The 21,237-nt window shown below is 64.7% G+C and carries 22 protein-coding genes and 1 pseudogene; 12 read left to right on the forward strand and 11 right to left on the reverse strand.

Going from position 1 to position 21,237, the window contains the following annotated elements; translation table 11 throughout:
* Positions 1 to 27 precede the first annotated feature (27 nt).
* Positions 28 to 267: a metal-sensitive transcriptional regulator gene (locus E3N94_RS02025; RefSeq protein WP_134342390.1), complete on the forward strand. Its 240-nt coding sequence runs from the start codon at positions 28 to 30 to the stop codon at positions 265 to 267.
* Here the strand turns inward: E3N94_RS02025 and E3N94_RS02030 are convergent.
* The 3 genes from E3N94_RS02030 to E3N94_RS02040 form a co-directional block, all read right to left on the reverse strand.
* On the reverse strand, positions 264 to 1,037 hold the full coding sequence (locus tag E3N94_RS02030; RefSeq protein ID WP_347232364.1) for a sulfite exporter TauE/SafE family protein: 774 nt from the start codon (positions 1,035 to 1,037) through the stop codon (positions 264 to 266). The two genes, E3N94_RS02025 and E3N94_RS02030, sit on opposite strands and share 4 nt — an antisense overlap.
* Positions 1,034 to 1,342, reverse strand: a complete 309-nt coding sequence (locus tag E3N94_RS02035; protein ID WP_134569676.1) for a rhodanese-like domain-containing protein — start codon at positions 1,340 to 1,342, stop codon at positions 1,034 to 1,036. Before E3N94_RS02035 ends, E3N94_RS02030 begins: the two co-directional genes overlap by 4 nt.
* A 302-nt stretch (positions 1,343 to 1,644) precedes the next feature.
* A complete protein-coding gene (locus tag E3N94_RS02040) occupies positions 1,645 to 3,006 on the reverse strand; it encodes an MBL fold metallo-hydrolase (protein ID WP_134401457.1) in 1,362 nt (453 codons plus the stop codon).
* A gap of 179 nt (positions 3,007 to 3,185) precedes the next feature.
* Between E3N94_RS02040 and trxA the strand changes: the two genes are divergently transcribed.
* Complete coding sequence (trxA, locus tag E3N94_RS02045) at positions 3,186 to 3,566, forward strand: thioredoxin (RefSeq protein WP_104101506.1); 381 nt, start codon at positions 3,186 to 3,188, stop codon at positions 3,564 to 3,566.
* Between the two features lie 98 nt (positions 3,567 to 3,664).
* Here trxA and E3N94_RS16380 read toward each other — a convergent pair whose 3' ends face one another.
* The 3 genes from E3N94_RS16380 to E3N94_RS02060 all read right to left on the reverse strand — a co-directional run bounded on the left by E3N94_RS16380 (position 3,665) and on the right by E3N94_RS02060 (position 5,544).
* The gene (locus tag E3N94_RS16380; RefSeq protein ID WP_166790027.1) at positions 3,665 to 4,093 is read right to left on the reverse strand and encodes a hypothetical protein; all 429 of its coding nucleotides are present in this window, start codon (positions 4,091 to 4,093) and stop codon (positions 3,665 to 3,667) included.
* A 54-nt stretch (positions 4,094 to 4,147) separates the two neighbouring features.
* A complete protein-coding gene (locus tag E3N94_RS02055) occupies positions 4,148 to 4,525 on the reverse strand; it encodes a rhodanese-like domain-containing protein (RefSeq protein WP_104101511.1) in 378 nt (125 codons plus the stop codon).
* 320 nt (positions 4,526 to 4,845) lie between these two features.
* The gene (locus E3N94_RS02060; RefSeq protein WP_134342394.1) at positions 4,846 to 5,544 is read right to left on the reverse strand and encodes a haloacid dehalogenase type II; all 699 of its coding nucleotides are present in this window, start codon (positions 5,542 to 5,544) and stop codon (positions 4,846 to 4,848) included.
* A gap of 367 nt (positions 5,545 to 5,911) precedes the next feature.
* On the opposite strand from E3N94_RS02060, the gene E3N94_RS02065 reads away from it, so the two are divergent.
* A complete protein-coding gene (locus E3N94_RS02065) occupies positions 5,912 to 7,525 on the forward strand; it encodes an isocitrate lyase (protein WP_134342395.1) in 1,614 nt (537 codons plus the stop codon).
* Positions 7,526 to 7,752: 227 nt separating this feature from the next.
* Here E3N94_RS02065 and E3N94_RS16385 read toward each other — a convergent pair whose 3' ends face one another.
* Positions 7,753 to 7,914 (reverse strand): hypothetical protein, encoded by a 162-nt coding sequence (locus tag E3N94_RS16385; RefSeq protein WP_158250278.1) that lies wholly within the window; start codon positions 7,912 to 7,914, stop codon positions 7,753 to 7,755.
* Between the two features lie 544 nt (positions 7,915 to 8,458).
* Between E3N94_RS16385 and E3N94_RS02070 the strand changes: the two genes are divergently transcribed.
* On the forward strand, positions 8,459 to 8,971 hold the full coding sequence (locus E3N94_RS02070) for a hypothetical protein (RefSeq protein WP_134342396.1): 513 nt from the start codon (positions 8,459 to 8,461) through the stop codon (positions 8,969 to 8,971).
* A gap of 38 nt (positions 8,972 to 9,009) precedes the next feature.
* Here the strand turns inward: E3N94_RS02070 and E3N94_RS02075 are convergent, their stop codons facing one another.
* Positions 9,010 to 9,507 (reverse strand): SRPBCC domain-containing protein, encoded by a 498-nt coding sequence (locus tag E3N94_RS02075; RefSeq protein WP_134342397.1) that lies wholly within the window; start codon positions 9,505 to 9,507, stop codon positions 9,010 to 9,012.
* A gap of 201 nt (positions 9,508 to 9,708) precedes the next feature.
* Positions 9,709 to 10,734 (reverse strand): aldo/keto reductase, encoded by a 1,026-nt coding sequence (locus E3N94_RS02080; protein ID WP_104101524.1) that lies wholly within the window; start codon positions 10,732 to 10,734, stop codon positions 9,709 to 9,711.
* Between the two features lie 1,063 nt (positions 10,735 to 11,797).
* Here E3N94_RS02080 and E3N94_RS02090 point away from each other — a divergent pair.
* The 5 genes from E3N94_RS02090 (at position 11,798) to E3N94_RS16980 (ending at position 15,401) form a co-directional block, all read left to right on the forward strand.
* Positions 11,798 to 13,102 (forward strand): sugar ABC transporter substrate-binding protein, encoded by a 1,305-nt coding sequence (locus E3N94_RS02090; protein WP_134415132.1) that lies wholly within the window; start codon positions 11,798 to 11,800, stop codon positions 13,100 to 13,102.
* 92 nt (positions 13,103 to 13,194) lie between these two features.
* Positions 13,195 to 14,058, forward strand: a complete 864-nt coding sequence (locus E3N94_RS02095) for a sugar ABC transporter permease (RefSeq protein WP_241987033.1) — start codon at positions 13,195 to 13,197, stop codon at positions 14,056 to 14,058.
* A gap of 10 nt (positions 14,059 to 14,068) precedes the next feature.
* Positions 14,069 to 14,965, forward strand: a complete 897-nt coding sequence (locus E3N94_RS02100; protein WP_241987034.1) for a carbohydrate ABC transporter permease — start codon at positions 14,069 to 14,071, stop codon at positions 14,963 to 14,965.
* Between the two features lie 95 nt (positions 14,966 to 15,060).
* Positions 15,061 to 15,312 carry a hypothetical protein gene (locus E3N94_RS02105; RefSeq protein ID WP_134419571.1) on the forward strand — a complete coding sequence of 84 codons (252 nt, stop codon included), beginning with the start codon at positions 15,061 to 15,063 and terminating at the stop codon, positions 15,310 to 15,312.
* A complete protein-coding gene (locus E3N94_RS16980) occupies positions 15,309 to 15,401 on the forward strand; it encodes an SsrA-binding protein (protein ID WP_166785315.1) in 93 nt (30 codons plus the stop codon). The genes E3N94_RS02105 and E3N94_RS16980 overlap by 4 nt, the downstream gene beginning before the upstream one ends.
* 100 nt (positions 15,402 to 15,501) lie before the next feature.
* Here E3N94_RS16980 and E3N94_RS02110 read toward each other — a convergent pair whose 3' ends face one another.
* Positions 15,502 to 16,869, reverse strand: coding sequence for an NAD-dependent succinate-semialdehyde dehydrogenase (locus E3N94_RS02110; RefSeq protein ID WP_104101534.1), 1,368 nt, complete (start codon positions 16,867 to 16,869; stop codon positions 15,502 to 15,504).
* Positions 16,870 to 17,127: 258 nt separating this feature from the next.
* Between E3N94_RS02110 and E3N94_RS16985 the strand changes: the two are divergent.
* The 3 genes and pseudogenes from E3N94_RS16985 to E3N94_RS02135 all read left to right on the forward strand — a co-directional run.
* Positions 17,128 to 18,077 (forward strand): annotated as a pseudogene (locus E3N94_RS16985) (IS1380 family transposase); the annotation flags it as partial.
* A gap of 67 nt (positions 18,078 to 18,144) precedes the next feature.
* Positions 18,145 to 18,495 (forward strand): hypothetical protein, encoded by a 351-nt coding sequence (locus E3N94_RS16990; RefSeq protein WP_347232579.1) that lies wholly within the window; start codon positions 18,145 to 18,147, stop codon positions 18,493 to 18,495.
* A gap of 194 nt (positions 18,496 to 18,689) precedes the next feature.
* Positions 18,690 to 19,475 carry a sulfite exporter TauE/SafE family protein gene (locus E3N94_RS02135; protein WP_134342404.1) on the forward strand — a complete coding sequence of 262 codons (786 nt, stop codon included), beginning with the start codon at positions 18,690 to 18,692 and terminating at the stop codon, positions 19,473 to 19,475.
* Between the two features lie 189 nt (positions 19,476 to 19,664).
* Here E3N94_RS02135 and E3N94_RS02140 read toward each other — a convergent pair whose 3' ends face one another.
* A complete protein-coding gene (locus E3N94_RS02140; RefSeq protein WP_134374470.1) occupies positions 19,665 to 21,038 on the reverse strand; it encodes an NAD-dependent succinate-semialdehyde dehydrogenase in 1,374 nt (457 codons plus the stop codon).
* Positions 21,039 to 21,237 lie beyond the last annotated feature (199 nt).

Below are 21,237 nucleotides of genomic sequence, written 5' to 3' on the forward strand. Positions count from 1 at the left end.
ACAAGGCCAGATGATCTGCGCAAGACCATGAGCCGGCTCAAGCGCGCCCAGGGGCAACTCGTCGCGGTGATCGCCGCCGTCGAAGCAGGCACCGACTGCCGGGCGGTCGTCACCCAGCTCGCCGCCGTCTCCAGCGCCATCGACCGCGCCGGCTTCACGATCATCACCTCCGCGATGAAGGAGTGTCTCCCCGACCAGGGCGACACCGTTGACAAGAAGCCCCTCCACGTGGAGGAACTCGAGAAGCTGTTCCTAGCGCTGTCCTAGTCGACAAGCGCCACCACGGCCTGCACGGCCACATAGACCGCGACGATCAGAACCAGAACGGCGAATCCGCGTTTCAGCACAGTGTCGGACAGTCCGCGGGCGAGCCGGCCGGCGATCAGCGACGCAGCCATGGCCGTCACGGCGAACGCACCGGTCACGGCCCAGTCGATCTGCACGTCACCCAGGTGCGCGGTGAACCCGGCCAACGAGTTGATGACGATGATGACCAGCGAGGTTCCCACGGTCACGCTCATGGGCAGGCCGAGCACGAGGGTGAGCGCGGGCACGATGAGGAAGCCTCCACCGACTCCGAGCAGCCCGGTCAGGAAACCGACCACCGCGCCGGTGGCGAGCGCGCGGGGCAGGCAGCTGCGCCACCTGATCTCCCCGCCCGGGAGCGCACAGGGGCCGCCGCCAGGTCGGGGCGGCATGAACATGCGGATGCCGGCGATCACCATGATCACGGCGAAAATCAGCAACAGAACTCCCGGGTTAAGCAGCCGGTTGACCATGGTGCCCAGGTAGGCGGTCGCCACCCCGGCCGACCCGACGATGGTGGCCAGCCGCCAGTTGACGCCGCGACGCAGCCGCGGGAGCACGGCGACGGCGGAGGCCGCTCCGACAACGATCAGGGAGGTGGGGATCGCCTCCTCCAACGGCAGCCCGACCCCGTAGACGAGGGCCGGCACGGCGATGATCGCCCCGCCCCCACCGACCAGGCCCAGCAGGGACCCGACGATGAGCCCGAGGACGAGGGCCGCGATGATCACGGGCGCTGAGGCAGAACAGTGGGCAGCCGCTCAGCAGTCCACTCGAGCATTCCGCCCGTCATCGTATTCGCGTCGAATCCCGCGGCAGCCACGTAGTCGGCGGCGCTGGCGCTGCGACTCCCGCTGCGACAGCCCAGTCTCACGGGTCGCTTCGGGTCCAGAGCTGCGGTGTTCTCCGGAATCGTACTGAGCGGAATGTGCCGGGCTCCGGCGATCATGCCGTCGAGAAGCTCGGGGGTTTCCCGCACTTCGACGATCTGCGCCTCGGCCAGGCGGCTGAAGACCTGCTGCGGGGTGAGTTCCATTATGAGTGCCTTTCCAGGGACAGATTGGGGCGGAATGGTGCCCACAGAACCAGGAGGACTCCGGTCAGCGCGACGACGCCGAACAGGACCGCTCCCAGAAGACGATGGGGAGCACCAGGGCCGCGTACCAAAACAGGCCCGGCGTGAGCACCCCGGGCAAAAACGGAGAGACTGATCGAGACGACAGTGTCGAGGCCAGAACCGAAGAGCACACCGATCGGCAGCATCTTCCAGGGACGGTCCACGAGCCGGGACTGCGCTTCTCGGCCGGGTGGATCGCCGTTCGCTTTCCCGGCATGGGGTTAGACGGTCAGCTCGGCCAGGGTGAGTCCGGCAGCCGTGGCCTCGTCGAAGTTCCCGTCGACGTGCACGACCTCACGGCCGGCGCGCTGCAGAAGGCTGGCGGCGACCCCGGCACGGTAGCCGGAACCGCAGTGCACCCAGATTGTGCCGGCCGGGATCTCCTCCATCCGGGAGAGCAACTCGTGCAGCGGAACATTCACCGCACCGAGCAGGTGGGAACCGGCGAACTCGTCGGCGCGACGGGTGTCCAGGAGGACATCCTGTTCGGCGCGGCCCTGCAGCATCCCGACCCAGCCCACACGCGGGTAGGTGGCGACCGGGGCATCCGGGGCCAGGGCGTGCGGCTCGGTGCCGATGGCGGCATCCGGCGAGTCGATGCCGATGCGCGACAGGTCACGGATGGCGTCCTCGACGTCTGCGCGGTCGCCGACCAGGGTGAGCTGCTCCTTCCAGGGCAGAACCCAGCCCAGGTAGGTGGTGAAGTTCGAGCCGTTGCCGTATTCGAAGCTCACGGCACCCTGCAGGTGGTTACTCGAGAACGCGACCCGGTTGCGCAGGTCGACGACCCACTCCCCCTCGGCCAGGCGCCGGGTGAGCTCGACGGCGTCGAGGGACTCGGGCACCTGCAGGTTCGGCGCGCCGGGACCCTGCGTATTCGCGGGGGCCATGTGCGCGTAGTAGGAGGGGTAGGCGGTGAGGTTGGTGATCAGGTCGCGCACGAAGTGCTCCTCATCGGAGTCGGTCAGGGCGTGGTTCGCCGTGAGCTGTTCGCCGATGGTGGATGCTCCGGCGCCGGTGGCCGGGCCGCTGGAGCAGAAGGAGCCGAACCCGTGGGTCGGGAAGAGCGCGGCGTCATGCTCGGCCTTGTGCACGAGCCGGCGCACCGAGGCATACTGGTCGTGGGTGAGCGCGACCGTGTCGGTCGTGGCTACCAGGTCGGTGCGTCCGACCGAGCCGAACAGCAGGCTGCCGCCGGAGAAGACCGCCTCTTCGCTGCCGTCGCTGACAATGTAGGACACGTGGGTGTGGGTGTGCCCCGGCGTGGCCACCACGGTGACGGTCAGGCCGCCGACTGGGAAGACCTGGCCGTCGGTGACCGGCTCCCGCTCGAAAGTGACGGAGTCGGCGGCGTTGACCAGGTACTTCGCGCCGTGCACCCGGGCGAGCGCGAAGCCGCCGGTCACGTAGTCGTTGTGCAGGTGGGTCTCGGCGACGTGGGTGATGGTGACTCCGGCCTCGCGTGCCGCGCTCTCCACCCGGTCGGTGTCGCGCTGCGGGTCGATGACCAGCGCGACCGCGCCGTCGTGCACCAGGTAGCTGCGGTCTCCCAGCTGCGGGGTTTCGATAACGATAACGTCCATGGTTCGAAGTCCTCCAAGTCTTGCGTGCGTCGTGCTGACGTCTTGCCTGCGTTGTGCGTGCGATCGGATCGCACATTGGATACGATACCCCCAGGGGTATCTGAAAAGCAACCTGTCGGGCCGCTCCGGGCGTCGCCCGACGCTTGACCAAAATACCCCATGGGGTATATTCTGGAGTCATGGCAACCATTGACACCACCGAGAAAACCTTCGACCAGACCATCACCGACAACTCCATCGTGCTGGTGGACTTCTGGGCGGCCTGGTGCGGCCCGTGCCGCATGTTCGCACCCACCTTCACCGCCGCGTCCGAGAAGCACCCCGACATCGTGTTCGCCAAGGTCGACACCGAGGCCGAGCAGAGCCTGGCCGCCGCCGCGGGCATCCGTTCGATCCCGACGCTGATGGCCTTCCGCGATAAAGTGCTGGTGTTCTCCCAGCCCGGCGCCCTGAACGCCTCCTCACTGGAAGAGGTCATCACCGCCGTGCGGAGCCTCGACATGGACGAGGTGCACGCCAGCATCGCGGCACGCCAGGCCGCCGACAAGGCGTCTGCCTGACCGGCCTCTCCGCCTTACCGACTCCCGGCGACGCCCCCCAGGCCGGCCAGTCGAACCCGAGCGGCATGGTCATGGGCACGCTGACCGAGGACCGGAAGTCAGAGCTCGCGGCGATGAGCGAAGAAGAGAAGCTCGCGTACGACCTGTACGCCGCATTCGACGCCCAGTACGACCCGGCGCTCTCTACCCGCATCGCCAAGTCGGAATCCAAGCACCTGGATGCCGTGTGCACCCTCCTGGAGCGGTATGAGCTCACCGACCCGACCGTCGGACTGGAGGCCGACGAGTTCCTGACCGACGACACCCAGGACCTCTACGACACCCTCCTCGCCGAGGGCTCGGTCAGCGTGGACACCGCTATGGAGGCCGGACGTGCGGTCGAGGAGACCGACATCGCCGATCTGACCATCGCGGTCGAGGGCGTCACCGCCCCCGACGTGCTGAAGGTCTACGAGCGACTGCTGGCCGCTTTCGAAAGCACCTCGTCGCTTTCGGCGGCTAAGCACCGGCAACACCGCGAAGGGCACCCACGCTCGTGGGTGCCCTTCGCGGTGTTGTGGGTGGTGCCGGTGTTGCGGGCACTACGGGGTCGTGACGATCGGGAGACCGGTGGAGACGGTGGCGGCAGACATGGCGCCGGCATCCGTCACCGAGGTGAACCCGAGATCGGCCAGACGGGCCGCCGCGGCGGCCGAACGGCTGCCCGAGCGGCAGTACACGACGTAGTCGCCGTCGGTCGGCAACGCCGCAACCTGGCTGTCGAAGTCGGATGACTGCACATCGATGTTCAGCGCGTCTTCGAGGTGACCGGCGGCGTACTCCCCGGGGGTGCGCACGTCGATCACGACGGTGCCGGCCGCCATGGCGGACTCAGCCGCCGGGGCGACCGGAGCGGAGCACGCGGTGAGGCCGAACAGGGCGGCACCGGCCAGGACGAGTGCTGCGACGAGGTTCTTCATGCCTAGTTGCAGGTGCAGCGCTGAGCGGGCGGGATGTCGGCCATGACGCTGTCGACGTGCTCACCGCAACCGGTCCAGGTGATCTTGCCGCAACGGTTACAACGAATGGGGCTGCACATAGCTGACTCCTTCTCGATTCACTGAAAGTATCAGTATACCCCCTAGGGTATCCAGAGCGCCACCATCGGCCTCGGTCTCTTTCCCGACAGCCCTTGCCCCCAGACCACGGCCCGCCCGAACGAATTCGACGGAGATTTTCCGATTTTCGACCTGTGTGGGCCACAAACCGGGCTCCAGAGCCAAAATCTCCGTCGAATTCGTTAGGGGCGATGGGCGGGGTGCGAGTCGCGGGCGAGCTGAATGGCCAGTTCGCCGAGGGCGGTGATGGTGTGGTCCGGTGCCGCGAAGAAGCTGGGGTAGATCTCATCGGCGCGGTTCAGCCACGCAGTGCGGAGGCCTGCCTGCGCGGCCCCGTGGATGTCCCAGGGGTGCACGGCCACCAGGAGCAGGTCGCCCGGCTTCACTCCGCAGACATCCGCGGCGTAGTCGTAGGCGGCCCGAACCGGCTTCCAGGCCGGGGCGTCCTCCACCGTGAGCAGAGCCTCGAACTCCCCTCGGAGACCCGCGCGGGTCAGGAGGGACTCGGCCACCTGCGCGGATCCGTTGGAGAAGGTCACCAGGCGCAACCCTGCACTTTTCAGATCACGGATGCCGTCGGCAATGTCCGGATGCAGGCTCAACGTCTCGAAGCCGTCCATCACGTGGCGCACCGAGTCGTCGAGGCTACGGGTCAGGTCGACGTCGCGGAGGACCCCGCGCAGGATCTCGGATCCGATCATGGAGAATTGCGCGGTTCCTCCCGCGGCGGCGAGGGCGAAGCCGTCCCGCAGCAGCGAGGCGAACCAGACCCGGGCCAGGTGGGCCGGGGCTCCGATCTCCACGAACCGGGCGCTCAGCGGGGACATATCGGAGAGGGTTTCGTTGACGTCGAAAACGATTACTGAAGGTGTGCTGTTCATAGTGATTTCCTTTGATTGGTGCGGTTCTGCCGCCGTGCCTTTCCCGCGAGGAACACCCCAGCCACGGTCAGGGCTCAGGTGGTCCTCCTGTCAAAGCTTTCTTCCGCGCAACACCCTAGTCGCGCGGGGAGGGATCCACCGGGGTGGCCTCCCCTCCGATCCCACCTGGGTCGTCGATCTCGGCATATTCCCGGTCACGATCCGGCTCGCTCAGGGAATTCTTCTCAAACGAAGAAGAATCCCAAAAGTTCTGCCGGGAATCGTGAAGAAGACCGCTTGTTATTGCAGCAGTCTTCAATTAGCAGCCGATAACGGGCCGCCGGAAGCCGTCCAACGCTCTGCACAATTCAACGTCGAAGGAATGCACATGACCATCTATCAAGACGACACCCAGGCTGTCGAAGCTCTCAAGAACGCGGCCGGAAGCAGCTGGGACGCGATCAACCCTGAGTCGGTCGCCCGCATGCGTGCACAGAACCACTTCAAGACCGGCCTCGAAATCGCCCAGTACACCGCCGACATCATGCGCAAGGACATGGCGGAGTACGACGCGGACTCCTCCGTCTACACACAGTCCCTCGGAGTCTGGCACGGCTTCATCGGCCAGCAGAAGATGATCTCGATCAAGAAGCACCTGAAGACCACGAACAAGCGCTACCTGTACCTGTCCGGCTGGATGGTCGCTGCTCTGCGAAGCGACTTCGGCCCGCTGCCCGACCAGTCCATGCACGAGAAGACGGCCGTTCCCGCGCTGGTCGAGGAGCTCTACACCTTCCTCCGCCAGGCCGACGCCCGCGAGCTGGACCTGCTATTCACCGCCCTGGACGGGGCCCGTACCGCCGGCAACGACGCCAAGGCCGCGGACATCCAGGAACAGATCGACAACTACGAGACCCACGTCGTGCCGATCATCGCGGACATCGACGCCGGTTTCGGTAACCCCGAGGCGACGTACCTTCTGGCCAAGAAGATGATCGAGGCAGGCGCCTGCGCCATCCAGATCGAGAATCAGGTCTCGGACGAGAAGCAGTGCGGCCACCAGGACGGCAAGGTCACCGTTCCCCACGAGGACTTCATCGCGAAGATCAACGCCGTGCGGTACGCGTTCCTCGAGCTCGGCATCGACAACGGCATCATCGTCTCGCGCACCGACTCGCTCGGTGCCGGCCTGACGCAGAAGCTCGCCGTGACCTACCAGCCCGGGGACCTGGGCGACCAGTACAACTCCTTCCTCGACGTCGACGAGATCACCGAGGCCGAGTTGGGTAACGGGGATGTTGTCATCAAGCGCGACGGCAAGCTGCTGCGCCCCAAGCGCCTGGCAAGCAACCTGTTCCAGTTCCGTCAGGGAACCGGTGAGGCCCGTTGCGTTCTCGACAGCATCACCTCGCTGCAGAACGGCGCGGACCTGCTCTGGATTGAGACGGAGAAGCCGCACGTCGCCCAGATCGCCGGAATGATGAACGAGGTTCGCAAGGTCATCCCGAACGCCAAGTTGGTCTACAACAACAGCCCGTCGTTCAACTGGACGCTCAACTTCCGTCAGCAGGCGTACGACAACCTGCTCGCCGAGGGCAGGGACGTGTCGGCCTACGACCGCGCGAAGCTGATGAGCGTCGCCTACGACGAGACCGAGCTCGCTCAAATCGCCGACGAGAGCATCCGCACCTTCCAGCGCGACGGCTCGGCCGAGGCCGGCATCTTCCACCACCTCATCACTTTGCCGACCTACCACACGGCCGCGCTGTCCACCGATGACCTGGCCAAGGGCTACTTCGCCGACCAGGGCATGCTCGCCTACGTCAAGGGTGTGCAGCGTCGAGAGATCCGTGAGGGGATCGCCACGGTCAAGCACCAGAACATGTCCGGCTCCGACATCGGTGACAACCACAAGGAGTACTTCGCCGGCGAGGCCGCCCTGAAGGCCGGCGGCACCAACAACACGATGAACCAGTTCGAGGAACCGGCACTGAGCCACTAGCCCGAGTTCTGCAGAGGTCGCAATGAAGAAGCCCCAGTCGCAGAACTGGGGTTTCTTCGTTGGCCCTCCACCTTGGCCGGCAGGCTGAGGTTGTGCCAATCCTTGCCCGCAAAGGCTTCCACCTGCTCGTCGCCCCCTCGGGGCTGGCCAGACGCCTGCCGATGCCGATGCCGATGCCGATCGAGCGTCGGTCACCGAGGCCCCGTCCTTCGCCTCGAGCAACCACCTCACGACGCACGAGCCAAACCCGCGGCGAGCGGGGTCGGCGGCTTGCCGGTGAGGCACGCGAGGTCACCGGTGGTCTCACCGAGCAGGCCGTCACGGATGTCGGTGTCGAGCCCCACAACAAAGCCCACCAGGCCCGCGTCGAGTCCGAATCCCGTCAGCATGTCCGCGTGCGCGGCCGGGGTGAGGTTGCGGAAGGTGACGTCGCTCCCGATGAGGGTGCCGATGGTCGCCGCCAGCTCGTCGAAGTCTCAGGCGTGGTCGCCCGGGAGCCCGAGGTCTGACCGGCCAGTACGTCGTCCAGCAAGGCATCCGCATATTCGGGGCGGCTGGCCGTGTGCTCGGGAGCCAGCAACCGGGCGGAGGTCGTGGCCTTGGGGCACTCGTGTCGACACGGAGTTGGGCCACGCGCTCGCCATGCGACTCCTGCCGTTCTGGACTGGATCGCCGGCAACGCCGTGTAACACGTGCACGCGAAATCGCGGATCCCGAGTCAGAACGGCGCAGGCTCGTCGCGGTCCGCCTGCCGTACGGTCTTCTCCGGGGAGGGCAACTTCTCCGCCCGACGCATGCCCGAGAACGCGACCGCGACCGCGACCGCGACCGCCCAACGATGCTGGCGCGGCGTGGTTGCTGATGCAGGGTCATACGCAGCTCGCCCGACTATGCTGACCGCGGCGGCAGCGAGTTGCCAATGCGGAAACGGCGGTGACGGTGAAGCCTTCGGGGTTCGACCTGGATGCCCGGTTGCGGCGCTACCCGTGGGTGTCGCGGGCCATGAACGCGGAGGCCGTCTACGGCACTGTGCTGACCGCGGGTCTCATTTCCGCGTTCTCCCTGTACAACCCCGGCCTGCCGGCCCTCATCGCCCGTACCGTGGGAACCGTCCTGGTGTTCTGGGGCGCGCATGTGTACGCCGAGATCGTCGGCAATCGGGACCTGAGCTGGCGGGAGGCGGTCCGTGAGGCGCTGCAACGCTCAGCCGGGCTGTTATGGGCGCTCATCGTGCCGGTAGCCTGCCTGATCCTCGCCGCACTCCTCGGGTGGTCGATAGATGCGGCCGTAGACCTTTCACTGTGGGCTGCTGTGGTCACCCTCGCGGTGCTGGGTTGGTGGGCTGCCCGGCAACGGCAGGCCGGTTCACGCGCGAAGCTCGCCACCGCGGCGGGAACGGCGGGCATGGGCTTGGCACTGATCGCACTCAAGGCGCTCGTGCACTGAGCGGGGCGCGACCGCCGGCGACGGCGACGGCGCTCCGGTCAGGCGCTGTCGTCTTCAGCGAGAAGCCTGTCAATCTGCCCCATGGCCTGGCGCATACCCTCTTCCATACCCAGCTCGGAAATCTGTTGCATTTGCTCGAGGCTCGCAAACGTCGACACCGTGGTCATGCGGGTACGACCGTCGGCCTCCTCCAGAGTCACCACGGCCCGCACCGAGCCCATCTCGAGAATCGGGTCACCGTTCTCGTCGGCGAAGCCGTCCTCGAATTCCAACCGGCGCGGCGGCTGGATCAGCGTGGTCACCCACCAGCCGGGCCCCTTCTCGCCGTCCGGGCCGGTCATGTAGTAGTTCGACCGGCCGCCGGGCACGAAGTCGTGCCGCTCGAAGGTGGCCGGCCAGGTCGGCGGGCCCCACCAGCGCTCGAGCTGACGCGGGTCCTCCCAGAGCTGCCACACCCGCTCCGGGCTCGCGTCGAAATCCGCCACGAAGGTGAGCGTCAGCGCCTCGGTGTCGGTGTTCGAACTGATGACGGTCATGATTTCTCCTTCGGGGTTTTCGCTTTCTGGTCTCAGAACAGGATGTCGCTCATGTCTTCCGTGGTGAATACCCCGTGGGTATGAAGACAGGGACAGATCGACGGCACGGAGGGCACCTGGCCGTTCGAGAAGTGCACCGGCATGCCGTCGGGTGCGATGGGCAAGGTCGTGGCGATGACCGGTCCGGCTCGAGCACCGGGCCTAAAAACCGACCACGCGCAAGCGCTGCGCGACCGCCGCCTCACCGTAGGGATAGTCGGAAACGACCGGTGAACTGAGTGCGCCTAACAGTTCCAGGTGCTCTGGGCTCAGTTGCACGTCGGCCGCGGACAGGTTTTCCGCGAGCTGCTTCACACTCCGCGCCCCGAGGATGACCGAGGTCACCGCCGGTTGCACCTCAAGCCAGGCAAGGGACACCTGCGCGCTCGTGGCACCGATCTCGGCTGCAACCTCAGCGACGGCGTCGATGATACGCCAGGTGCGTTCCTGCTTGTTGCGCGGACCCCAGGCTTCCATCCCGCGCGCGGGATCCTCACCGAGGCGCGTTGCTCCGGTGGGGTCCGTGTCGCGCCGGTACTTACCCGACAACCAGCCTCCGCCGAGGGGCGACCAAGGGAGAAGCCCCAGGCCCGCGTCGAGTGCGGCCGGCACGATCTCCGATTCGATTTCGCGCACGAGGAGGCTGTACTGCGGTTGCAGGGTGACCGGCGGCGTGAAACCGAGCGCCCGCGCCACGTACACGGCCTTCGTCAGCTGCCAACCCAGAAAGTTGGAGAAGCCGTAGTAGCCGATTTTCCCGCTCCGGATGGCGTCGTCGAGAAAGCGCAGGGTCTCCTCCAGCGGCGTCAACGCGTCCCAGGCGTGCAGTTGATATAGGTCGACGTGATCCGTGCCCAGCCGGCGCAGCGAATCGTCAAGTGCCCGGTTCAGATGCCGGCGGCTGGTTCCCCGATCGTTGGGGCCGGTGCCCATCGGAAACCTGCCCTTGGTCGCGAGAACGATCTGCTCACGCTCGGTCGGGTGCGAAGCCAGCCAGGACCCGATCATTTCCTCCGAGACCCCGGAGCTGTAGACATCCGCGGTGTCGACGAAGTTGCCGCCTGCCTCTACATATGTGTCCAGAAGTGTGTGTGCCATCTCCTGATCGGCCTCCGCGCCGAAAGTCATGGTGCCGAGGGCGTAGGTCGAAACGACCGCGCCGCTGTTGCCGAGTGAGCGATATTCCATGTGCGATTCCTGTTCTTTTTCGAGGCGGAGTGCCCGAGACCCTGCCATCAGTCTCACACGCTCGACTACGTCGATACCGCCCGTCCGTTGACCTGAGGGCCACCCCGGGCGACCCTGTTCGACACCCATCGATTCCATGCCTTCTTCACCACCAGCACCGTCGACACCGTCGCCGCCGACACAACCCACCGCACTCACGCCACGATAGCGCTCGTGAATGCCGACCTTAGAGCAGTTCCTTGGCGCACCTGCCCGAGCACTGGCCCTCGGAGAAACCCAGGACGGCCCTGTTCGACCAGAACTTTCGACCGCGACAACCCGACCCCACCTGACCAAGCAGCGGACACCGGCATCAACAGGAACACCAGCGGAACACCCCGGGCCGCGAGACCCGGACCGCATCCGCGCCTGAAACTCTCAAAGCCCCCCACAAAACCGATATCAGAATTCCCTCACAAGCCAGCCGGTGGACTTAGGCTAAGCAGCCGTGCTCGTCGGCCGTGCGGCGCGAGTCCTCACGGTCGAGCCAGTCTCCCAAAAGCTGTCTCTCGGTCGCGGTGAGCACGGTTGTGTCGGCTAAAGACGCTCGAAGCCGCACAGCAGCAGTGACCGCAGCGGACCCGACTGTCGGTCCGGCGTCGTTCAGTACAGATGCGAGTACCGCTTCACGAGTGCGATGGGATACCTGGAAGGTCGGAAGCGTCGAGCATCCCGGCTTTGGCTGCGCGGTGGAGAGGACCGGCGAGAGTGGTTGCTGCCGCCACAGAAGCGGGAGTGGTTTGACCTGGCCGCGATCCGCTATATGGCGGGTGGCTGCACACCGGCCGCGCGGCTGACGGCACGCGTGGACACTCCATCACGCCCGACGTTGACAAGGAGGGTCGTCGCGGCAGCGATGAGCCGAGCGCGGGTCTTGCGCCCGGTGTGAGTCAATTCCTTTTGCACATTCCGACGGTGACAGACGGCAGTTGGCGGCAGCCAGGGTCGTGATAATGTGCCAGTGGAATCAGTGTACGTAACTACTGAAATCTGAATCTCCCAGACCCAGCTGAAGGATCCCTGAATGGATTTTAGCAGACGTCATTTCTTGATCGGCTCCGGAGCGGTGTCATTACCCCTGCTCCTGTCAGGATGCGGTTTCGCGCCGCAGCAGTCAACCTCTACGGCCACGGGGTCAAAAACGTTGACATTCACTACGTGGGGAACAGACGCGGAGCTCGCAAGTTTCGCTCGTGCCATCGCGTCGTTCGAGGAGGCTAACGCGGGAACGAAGATCGAGCTGAACTCGGTTCCCTACGGACAGATGTTCACCAACATTGATGCCCAGCTGCAGGCGGGGAATCCGCCGGACATCTTCCGCGTGCCGTATTACACGTTTGGCAGTTACGCCGGTCGGGACCAGCTTTTGGACTTGAGCCCGTACCTGGAATCCGGATTTTCCGATCGCTTCACCGACGCGGCCTGGGCGGCCGTGCAGGGTAACGATAAGCCGTTCGGGGTGCCTCACCACACCGATACCTCAGTGATCCTGTACAACAAAGCCATTCTGGAACTGGCCGGGATCACGTCGGTTCCCACCTCTCTCGACAGCGCCTGGACGTGGGACGAGCTGTCCGAGGTCGCCGCGACCCTGCGTGCCGCCCAACCCGCAGAGGCCTACCCCATGGCCTACAACTGGCAGGGTAATGGCGTCACCCGCTGGCTTAGCCTGCTCTTCCAGGCGGACGGCCGGTTCCTGGACACGAACCTCACCGACCCTGCGATCGACTCGGCCGCAGGGTTGGCTGCCCTGGAATTCTCGTCAAGCTTTTTCACGAAGAACTTCGTCCCGCCGAACAACACCATCAAGTCGGCCACGTTCGCGAGCGACACCTGGTATTCGCAGACCTCGGCGATGGTTTGGTCCGGTGCGTTCGCTATCCCGGATGCCACAAACACACTCGACTTCGAGTGGGGCGCGACGTTCGCGCCACGTGGCAAGCGCGGTGGGGGCGACTTCGGGGGGAATGCGCTCGTCGCCACTGCGGGCACCGCCAACCCGGAGCTCGCCGCAGCCTTCCTTGACTTCGTCACGGGCGGCACGCAAATGCGCGACTTCTGCGAGACCGCCTCACTCCTGCCGACCCGTAAGGATCTCAGCGAATCGGGCATCGCTTTCGATGTACGTCCCGAGCTCGCCCCCATCTTCCTCAGCCAGGCTTCAACGGTGCGCGCCAAGGACTCAAGCCAGGTGGCGTCCCCCGACATGTCGAGAATCATCACCGTACTCCAGGACAACCTGGAATCGGCCTTCGCCGGTTCGACAAGTACCGGAGACACTCTGAAATCAATCGCAGAAGGGATCGCCCAAACCACGGGCAATTCGTGACAAAAGTCGCCATCGTGCAGGACCGCGTCGCGGGCACCGTTGCGCCGTCGCTTACGCTTCCAAGGCGCCCGGGGCGTCGTAATAGTAAAACCGTGCGCGAGGCACTCGCGGGGTGGCTGTTTCTGACCCCGAACATGCTGCTGCTTTGCCTATTCGTGCTCGTGCCGCTCGTGTGGACCGTGGTGATCAGCTTTCAGGAGACCAACGGGTTCGGGGTCGGTGAATACGTCGGTGTCGCCAATTATGAGCGCCTTCTTGGCGATCCGCTCTTTTGGAGATCCACGGCGAACACCCTGCTGTTCACAATCATCGTGACGCCTCTGTCGATGGTCCTTGGCCTCGGCGCAGCCGTGCTATTCAACTCGGTCCTTCCCGCCCGAGGCGTGTTCCGTTCCATTCTCATCATCCCGATGGCTATCTCGGGCGTCGCCACCGCACTGATTGGTGTACTCGTTTTCAACGAGAACAACGGCATCCTCGACAATTTGATCCGATTTATCGGACTTCCGAGCGTTAACTGGCAGTCCGGTGGATTCGCCGCGTTCGTGTCTGTTGTTCTCGTGACGTTGTGGTGGAGGGTCGGATTCAACATGCTCATCTACCTGGCGGGCCTTCAGAGCATCGGCCCCGAACTCTATGAAGCGGCCGAACTGGATGGGGCGGGTTTCTGGGTCCGCTTCCGGAATGTGACAGTGCCCCTGCTTGGCCCGTCGTCATTCTTTCTGCTCATTCTGAACGTCATCTATTCCTTCCAAGTCTTCGACATCGTGTTCGTGATGACCGGCGGCGGGCCACAGAATGCCACATCCGTGCTTGTCACCTACGCCTATGACACGGGTTTCGTGACTCGCGACCAGGGTTACGCCGCCGCTATCGGTGTCGTGCTTCTTCTCGTAACCTTTATTTTCACTGCGGTACGGTGGCGAACCAGCCGCAGCCGGGACCTGGTCGAATAAGGACACAATCGTGACAACATCCACCCTCTCGCCAGCGCCGGCGACCCGCAGGCAGAAGACAACTAGATTAGGGGCGCCGCGCTCGCGCAGAGGCTCGCGACGGGGGCTCGTCGCCCGCATCGTTGCGGCGATCCTCATCAGCATCGTTGTGCTGTTCCCGCTGTACTGGATGCTTGTAGTCGCGTTCTCATCGCGGTCCGAGCTGCTGGGTGGCACACTGCGTCTCTGGCCGCGTACCGTGACAGTCGGAAACTTTGAGCGCGTCCTCGCAGGGTTCCCGATTGCCACATGGTTTAGCAATTCCATGGCGATCTCGATCACGGTGGCAGTTCTCACGGTGCTCGTCAACCTGTTAGGCGGGTATGCCCTGTCGCAGCTCAAGTTCCGCGGTTCGAACGTCGTTTTTCTCATCGCCCTGACAACGTTGATGATCCCCGTGCAGGTGATTATGGTGCCGCTGTTTCGGCTCGTAACGAACCTCGGGCTTTACGGCAGCTACTGGGCGGTCATCCTGCCCACGGCCGCGAGCGCTTTCGGGTTGTTCCTCGCACGCCAATTCATTCTCTCCATCCCGCGCGACCTGATCGAGGCGGCGCTCATCGACGGGGCTAGCCACTTTAGAGTGTTCACGAGTATAGTTTTGCCGCTCTCAAAGCCGCTGATCGCTGTGCTGTTCTTCATGACGCTGCTGCAGTCCTGGAATGATTTCGCCTGGCCACTTATCGCCCTCAAGCAGAACGAACTCTTCACCCTGCCGATCGGCCTGCTCTACTTGCAGGGCCAATTCGGGTCGGATTTCGGTGCAACGATGGCGTTCGCCCTTATCAACGTGGTGCCCATGGTGGTGCTGTTTCTGGTGTTCCAGCGCTTCTTCGTGCAGGGATTCGCGCGCAGCGGCATCAAATAGGTGTGGCTTGTGAATTCGTCAAGTATCCGACCCGATGTGGCCGGGCTGGGACCGGGTCGAGGCGGCGATCCGCCCGACGTTGCGCGCCTCGATGAATGCTGTTCGTGGCCGACCACGATGACGTCGGCGCTTCGGGTCCGGCTGCGGCATCCGCACGTGTCGAGCCGACCATTGTTTTTGAGTCGAGCACGCTGGGTAAGCAAGCGTGGCCGCGGCATCCGCGGGCCAGCACCAACCTGGCTGATCACCGTTCCGCGCTCGAACTGGTGGGCGCTGGTCTGCTCAACCCGGAGAACCGGTGGCAACCTGTGAAGATCCACAACAAGGCGACGGAGGTGGACGCATGATCGTGCTGCTCTCGCTGTTCTTCAACGATGGTCGAGCGAAAGTCGAACTCGCGGTCGCCCACGGAAAACGCGGGTTCGGCGGTCGCTAGGCGCTGCGTGAACGCCAGGACGACCACGAGGCGGCACGAGCAGTTTTCGCGTGCCGCAGACTCGGCGACTGAACGGCGTTCGCCGGGGTCTGCGATGGGTCTAGCCGATACGAATGAGTTTCTTGTTCACGAATTCGCTGGCACCGTAGCGTCCGAGTTCGCGCCCGAAGCCGCTTCTTTTCACTCCGCCGAACGGTAGCTCCGCGCTGCCGGCGTTGACGAGGTTGACGTAGACCATGCCGGCCTCGATGCGGTCGGCAACCCGCAGTGCCTGCTCGGGATCGGTCGTGAACAGGTAGGAGCCGAGCCCGAACGGAGTGTCGTTCGCGAGGGCGATGGCTTCATCTTCTGAGCCTGCCCGGTAGACGAACGCTACGGGGCCGAAGAACTCCTCGTGGTATGTGTCGTTGTCTCGCGTGACATCGGTGAGCACGCCAGACGGGTAGAAGTTACCAGACCGTTTGCCAGTGCCCGCCAAGGTCGCTCCCTGTGCGACTGCACGCTCGACCTGCTCCGCGAGATGTTCGGCCGCGTCGAGGGACGAGAGGGGTCCGTAGTCTGCCCCGGGGACGGTCGGGTCGCTGGGAGAGCAAGCCAGGATGGCGGCGGTGAACTTCTCCGTGAACTCATCGTAAAGTTCATCGATCACGATAAATCGCTTGGCGGCGTCGCAGGCCTGCCCGCCATTGCGGAGGCGACCGGCAACGGCGGCATCCACTGCGGCGGCCATGTCGTCGGTGCTCAGCAGAATGAACGGGTCTGATCCGCCCAGCTCCAGCACGACCTTCTTGAGGTGACGACCGGCCACCTCGGCAACGGCCGCGCCGGCGCCCTCCGAACCGGTGAGGGAGACGCCCTGCACCCGCGGGTCGGCGATGATCGTGGCGACCTGCTCGCTGTCCGCGTACACATTGGTATAGGCACCAGCCGGGAAGCCTGCGTCGTGAAAGATTTGCTCAATCGCCGCGGACGACTCCGGGCACTGCGACGCATGCTTGAGGATGATCGTGTTGCCTGTCATGAGGTTCGGTGCGGCGAAGCGCGCAACCTGGTAGTACGGGAAATTCCACGGCATGACACCGATCAGCACACCGAGCGATTTGGAACGCATGAACGCGGAACCCTCGCCGCTCAGCAGGGTGATTGGTTCGTCCTTCAGAAATTCCTGCGCGTTGTCGGCGTAGTACCGGTAGATGTCGGCGGCGTAGTCGACCTCGCCGAGCGCTTGATCGACGGGCTTGCCCATCTCGCGCACGATCATGGCCGCCAGCTTGTCACGGCGCTCCTCATGCAAATCGCCGACCCTGCGCAGGAGTGTGGCCCGCTCGTTGGTTGAAGAGCTGCGTGACCAGCCGCGGTGGGCCTCATCCGCCGATGCGATAACCTGCTCGATTTCATCAGCAGAAAGCTGGGCGTAAGTTTTGATGGTTTCGCCTGTGGCGGGGTTGACAACGGCATGGTGGCTCACGAGCCACCTCCTTTCACGGTAGGACTATGTTCCGGAAATTGGCACTGATACGAGCCAACCATGTTCGCGGGATTTGTCAAGGCGAATGAGGCCAGCGGAAGTTGCGGCGGCTCGTTTCGTCTCGGTGTGGTCTTCTTAGCCTGAATCCACGGGTCGACGTGGGATTTTGACGGCGCGATATACCAAGAATACCCAGCTGATCAGGTAGATAGAACTTGTCTAGAGTATAAATTTACCAAACAGATGAGCATCTTGTAGATGCAAGCTACCCACACCAACCGCACCGTTTCTGCATCATTTACCGACCCGAATCTTGTGTCGGGCGCTGAGTTGGTCCCGATCATGAAATTGGCCGCCCGAGCGGGGCTGGCGACCCTGGCCGATCAGTGGCTGACCGTCCCCGCCGACAAGGGTGCCAACGCCGGCTTGAAAGTCACCTCACTGGTCGGAGGGATGGTCGCCGGCGCAGACTCGATCGACGACCTCGCGATTCTTCATCACGGCGGCATGCGGAAGGTCTTCACCAACTGATACGCGCCGTCGACGTCGGGGTCGTTCCTGCGCGAGTTCGCGTTCGGTCACGTCCGGCAGCTCGACGCCGTCGCCTCACGCTTCATGCGGGGCCTCGCGCCCGAAACCCCACTGCTCGTGCACGACACCGACGGCTACATCTTCCTCGACATTGACGACACCATCATCGAAGTCCACGGGTACCAGAAGGAAGGCTCCGGCTACAGGTACTCCGGCGTGCGCGGCCTCAACGTGTTCCTCGACGCGCTGAAAACTGACGTGTCAGTGCCGATCATCATCAGCGCCGATCATCATCGGTCAACGGCTCCGCCGCGGTGCGTGCGGGTCACAGCGCGGCGCCGCCCGTTTGATCCGTGATGCCCTCGCCACCACCAAACGGCTCCACGGAGCCGAAAAAACGCGCGTGCTCCTCCGCGCCGACTCTGCCTGCTACGGTCACGCCTCAATCAGTGCGGCCCTCACAACCGGTGCCGACGTCTCCGTCACCGCCCGCGTGAACCCCGCCATCAAACGAGCGATCGGAACGATCCCCGACAACGCCTGGACAGCGATTGCGTACACCAACGCGATCTATGACAACAGCACGAAAACGTGGATCACGTAGCACCGAAGTCGCCGAGGTCCCGTTCACCGCGTTCACGTCCCGCAAGAAGGCCGAGAACATCACCGGACGCCTGGCTGCCTCGTGTTCGCGGGGCGTGACACGGCCGGCAAGGGCGGCACTACCAACGCACCACCGCGCAGGTGAGCCCCCGGTTCTTCCGAGTCGCGGCACTTGCCGTTCCCACTGAACGCGAGAAGTCCCAGCTGTACATCCAGCGTTACCTGGAGCATTTCCCCGCAGCCGGCGAGCTGGTCCTCTTCGACCGCAGCTGGAACAACCATGCGGGCGTGGAGCGGGTGATGGGTTTCTGCACTCCGGATCAGACCGAGCACTTCCTGCGGATGACGCCGCTGGGCGCTTTGGTATGTCGCGCATACCGACGACAAGAAGAGGGTTCGCCTCGACATCATCAGCCACCTCCTCAGCCTGGTGCCGTACGTGCCGTTCCCTGGGCTCGACATCAGGCTCCCCCAGCGCCAGAAGCGCGGTGACTACCGGGGGCCGAAGCTGACGGTTCGACAGATTCCGACCCCGTTCATAGTCACGTCGCGATGCCCGTCGCGATGGGGAGCCGGTGATGCAAGCCACAACCGCAGCATCCACTGCCCCGGTGCCGGCCATCGCCTGAACCAGCTTTCCTGAACTAGCCTTGACCTGCACGGTCCAACGGCGGGTGGGGGTAGATGTGACATTGCTTGAAGGTGCGATCATCCTGATCGCCGGGCTGGCCGCGGGAGTCATCAACGTGGTCGCCGGCGCCGGAACACTCATCACCTTCCCCGTTCTCCTGGCGTTGGGCGTGCCGCCGATCACGGCGAACGTGTCCAATACCGTGGGTCTGATCCCTGCGTCCATTGCCGGCGCCCACGGCTACCGACGCGAGTTGCGGTCGCAGTGGCGCCCCGTAGCTGTGATGGCGATCTTCTCCGCCGTGGGCGGCATCGTCGGCGGTCTGCTCCTGCTCGCCCTGCCCGCACAGGCGTTCGCCGGCGTCGTGCCCTTCCTGCTGCTGCTGGCCGCGGTGCTCTCGGCGATCCAGCCTCGGGTGGCCGGCTTCGTGCGACGTAAGGCGCCGGCGGCACCCGCCGGCACACTGCTGACCAAAACGGATACGCGTCCCCTCACCCTCGGGCTCATTCTCGGGGTGCTCGCGACGGGCGTGTACGGCGGGTATTTCGGTGCCGCCCAGGGGGTCGTGCTGCTCGCACTGCTGGGCATACTCTGGTCCACCGACATACACCGGGCCAACGGGACCAAGAACGTGCTCGCCGGAGTCGCGAATATCGTTTCGGCGATCATCTTCATCTCCAGCGGGACCGTGGACTGGAGAATCGCTCTCCTCATCGGCATCGGCTCCGCCGCGGGCGGCTGGCTGGGTGCCCGTATCGGCCGCACGCTCTCCGCGCCGGTACTGCGCACCATCCTGGTCGTGGTCGCGGTGACCGCCGCAGTGGTGCTCTTCCTGAGCTAGGGGGCGGAGCCGCCCGGGCCCGGCGCCGAACCAATTCGACGGAGATTTTGAGGCAGCGCGCAGTTTTGGGCAGATTTGGAGCCGTTTCGGCCCAAATCTCCGTCGAATTCGTCAGGGAGACCGGATGCCGCAGTCTGGCGCGGGCGGGTGGCGCGCCACCGTCTGAGACGGGCGGCGCGCCACCGCGTGTCACCTGAGGATGCGAATGAGCTTCTTGTTGGCAAACTCCGCGATGCCGAAGCGTCCCAGTTCACGGCCGAAGCCAGATCTCTTCACTCCACCGAAGGGCAGCTCTGCTCCGTCGAGGAGCGAGCCGTTGATGAAGACCATCCCGGCGTCGATCTGGTCCGCCACCCGCAGGGCCTGTTCCGGGTCGGTGGTGAAGAGATACGAACCCAGGCCGTACGGGACGTCGTTGGCCACCTGCACGGCCTCGGCCTCGTTCGCCACGCGATAGACGGCGGCGACCGGGCCGAAGAACTCTTCCCGGTAAGCGTCACTCTGAGGGGACACATCGGTCAGGACCGTCGGCGAGAAGAAGGCGCCCATGCGGTTTCCCCGCGCGGTGACGGTTGCGCCCTGGGCTTCGGCGCGCTGGAGCTGTTCCTCGAGGCCCTCGGCGGCACCGAGGGAGGACAGCGGGCCGAGCGTGGTGTCCGGCGACGTGGGGTCTCCGGGAACGTTGCCGGTGATCTTCGCTGTGAAGCTCGCCAGGAAGGCGTCGTACAGGCCGTCGATCACGATGAAGCGCTTGGCCGCGTTGCAGGACTGGCCGGAGTTGTCGAGGCGAGCGTCGACGGCGGCGTCGACCGCTTCGTCCATATTGTCCGTGCTGAGCAGGATGAACGGGTCGGATCCGCCCAGTTCGAGCACGACCTTCTTGAGGTTGCGGCCGGCGACCTCCGCGACCGCCGCACCCGCGCCTTCAGAACCGGTCAGCGACACACCGCAGACACGGGGGTCCGGAATGATGATGTCGGAGATCTGAGCACTGGAGGCGTAGACGTTGCGGTATGCGCCGTCGGGGAAACCGGCATCCGTGAAGATCGCCTCGATCGCGGCAGCGGACTCGGGGCACTGCGAGGCGTGCTTGAGCAGGATTGTGTTGCCGAGAACCAGGTTCGGACCGGCGAAGCGGGCGACCTGGTAGTAGGGGAAGTTCCACGGCATGATCCCGACGAGCACTCCGAGGGAGGCGCTCCGAATGAACGCCGAGCCTTCACCACCGAGCAGCTCGATCGGTTCATCGGCGAGGAAGGCCTCGCCGTGGGTCGCGTAGTACGAGTAGATGTCGGCCGCGAAGTCGACCTCGCCGAGGGCCTGCGCGACGGGCTTGCCCATCTCGCGCACGATGAGCTCGGCCAGATTCTCACGCCGCTCGGTGTGCAGGTGCGCGACACGCTGCATCAGGGCCGCGCGCTCGGCGACCGACGTGCGGCGAGAGAACTCACTGTGCGCACGGTCTGCGGCTCCGATGGCCTCGGTCACCTCAGCATCGGTTGCCAGAGTAAAACTCGGTCCGCTGTCCCCGGTGGCGGGGTTCGTGACTGTGTACTTGTTCATATTTTCTCCCCAAGCTTGCTTCGTTGACGCCGATCAAGACGGGACCGCTGCTGCCGGAGCCGGTCGCGCCCGTGTCGTTACAGTCTGCCGCTGTCAGGGGTTTTGGCCAGCCATTTTGGTGAACTTTTTCGGCCTTCCGGGTCTGTCACCGGATTGCGTTCAACTGTCAGGCGGCACAACCCGTCGGCGTTTCAGTCGA

The sequence above is a fragment of the Cryobacterium sp. Sr3 genome, assembly GCF_004402835.1.
GTDB classification, from domain to species: Bacteria; Actinomycetota; Actinomycetes; order Actinomycetales; family Microbacteriaceae; genus Cryobacterium; species Cryobacterium sandaracinum.

Excerpts from the sequence above, each read along its gene's own strand:
- E3N94_RS02140 (WP_134374470.1), bottom strand. The coding sequence starts at position 21,038 with ATGAACAAGTACACAGTCACGAACCCCGCCACCGGGGACAGCGGACCG.
- E3N94_RS02075 (WP_134342397.1), bottom strand. The coding sequence starts at position 9,507 with ATGACCGTCATCAGTTCGAACACCGACACCGAGGCGCTGACGCTCACC.
- E3N94_RS02055 (WP_104101511.1), bottom strand. The coding sequence starts at position 4,525 with ATGAAGAACCTCGTCGCAGCACTCGTCCTGGCCGGTGCCGCCCTGTTC.
- E3N94_RS02105 (WP_134419571.1), top strand. The coding sequence starts at position 15,061 with ATGCTGTTCGTGGCCGACCACGATGACGTCGGCGCTTCGGGTCCGGCT.
- E3N94_RS16980 (WP_166785315.1), top strand. The coding sequence starts at position 15,309 with ATGATCGTGCTGCTCTCGCTGTTCTTCAACGATGGTCGAGCGAAAGTC.
- E3N94_RS02060 (WP_134342394.1), bottom strand. The coding sequence starts at position 5,544 with ATGAACAGCACACCTTCAGTAATCGTTTTCGACGTCAACGAAACCCTC.
- trxA (WP_104101506.1), top strand. The coding sequence starts at position 3,186 with ATGGCAACCATTGACACCACCGAGAAAACCTTCGACCAGACCATCACC.
- E3N94_RS02080 (WP_104101524.1), bottom strand. The coding sequence starts at position 10,734 with ATGGAATATCGCTCACTCGGCAACAGCGGCGCGGTCGTTTCGACCTAC.
- E3N94_RS16385 (WP_158250278.1), bottom strand. The coding sequence starts at position 7,914 with ATGCTGACGGGATTCGGACTCGACGCGGGCCTGGTGGGCTTTGTTGTG.
- E3N94_RS02025 (WP_134342390.1), top strand. The coding sequence starts at position 28 with ATGAGCCGGCTCAAGCGCGCCCAGGGGCAACTCGTCGCGGTGATCGCC.
- E3N94_RS02035 (WP_134569676.1), bottom strand. The coding sequence starts at position 1,342 with ATGGAACTCACCCCGCAGCAGGTCTTCAGCCGCCTGGCCGAGGCGCAG.
- E3N94_RS02065 (WP_134342395.1), top strand. The coding sequence starts at position 5,912 with ATGACCATCTATCAAGACGACACCCAGGCTGTCGAAGCTCTCAAGAAC.
- E3N94_RS02090 (WP_134415132.1), top strand. The coding sequence starts at position 11,798 with ATGGATTTTAGCAGACGTCATTTCTTGATCGGCTCCGGAGCGGTGTCA.
- E3N94_RS02040 (WP_134401457.1), bottom strand. The coding sequence starts at position 3,006 with ATGGACGTTATCGTTATCGAAACCCCGCAGCTGGGAGACCGCAGCTAC.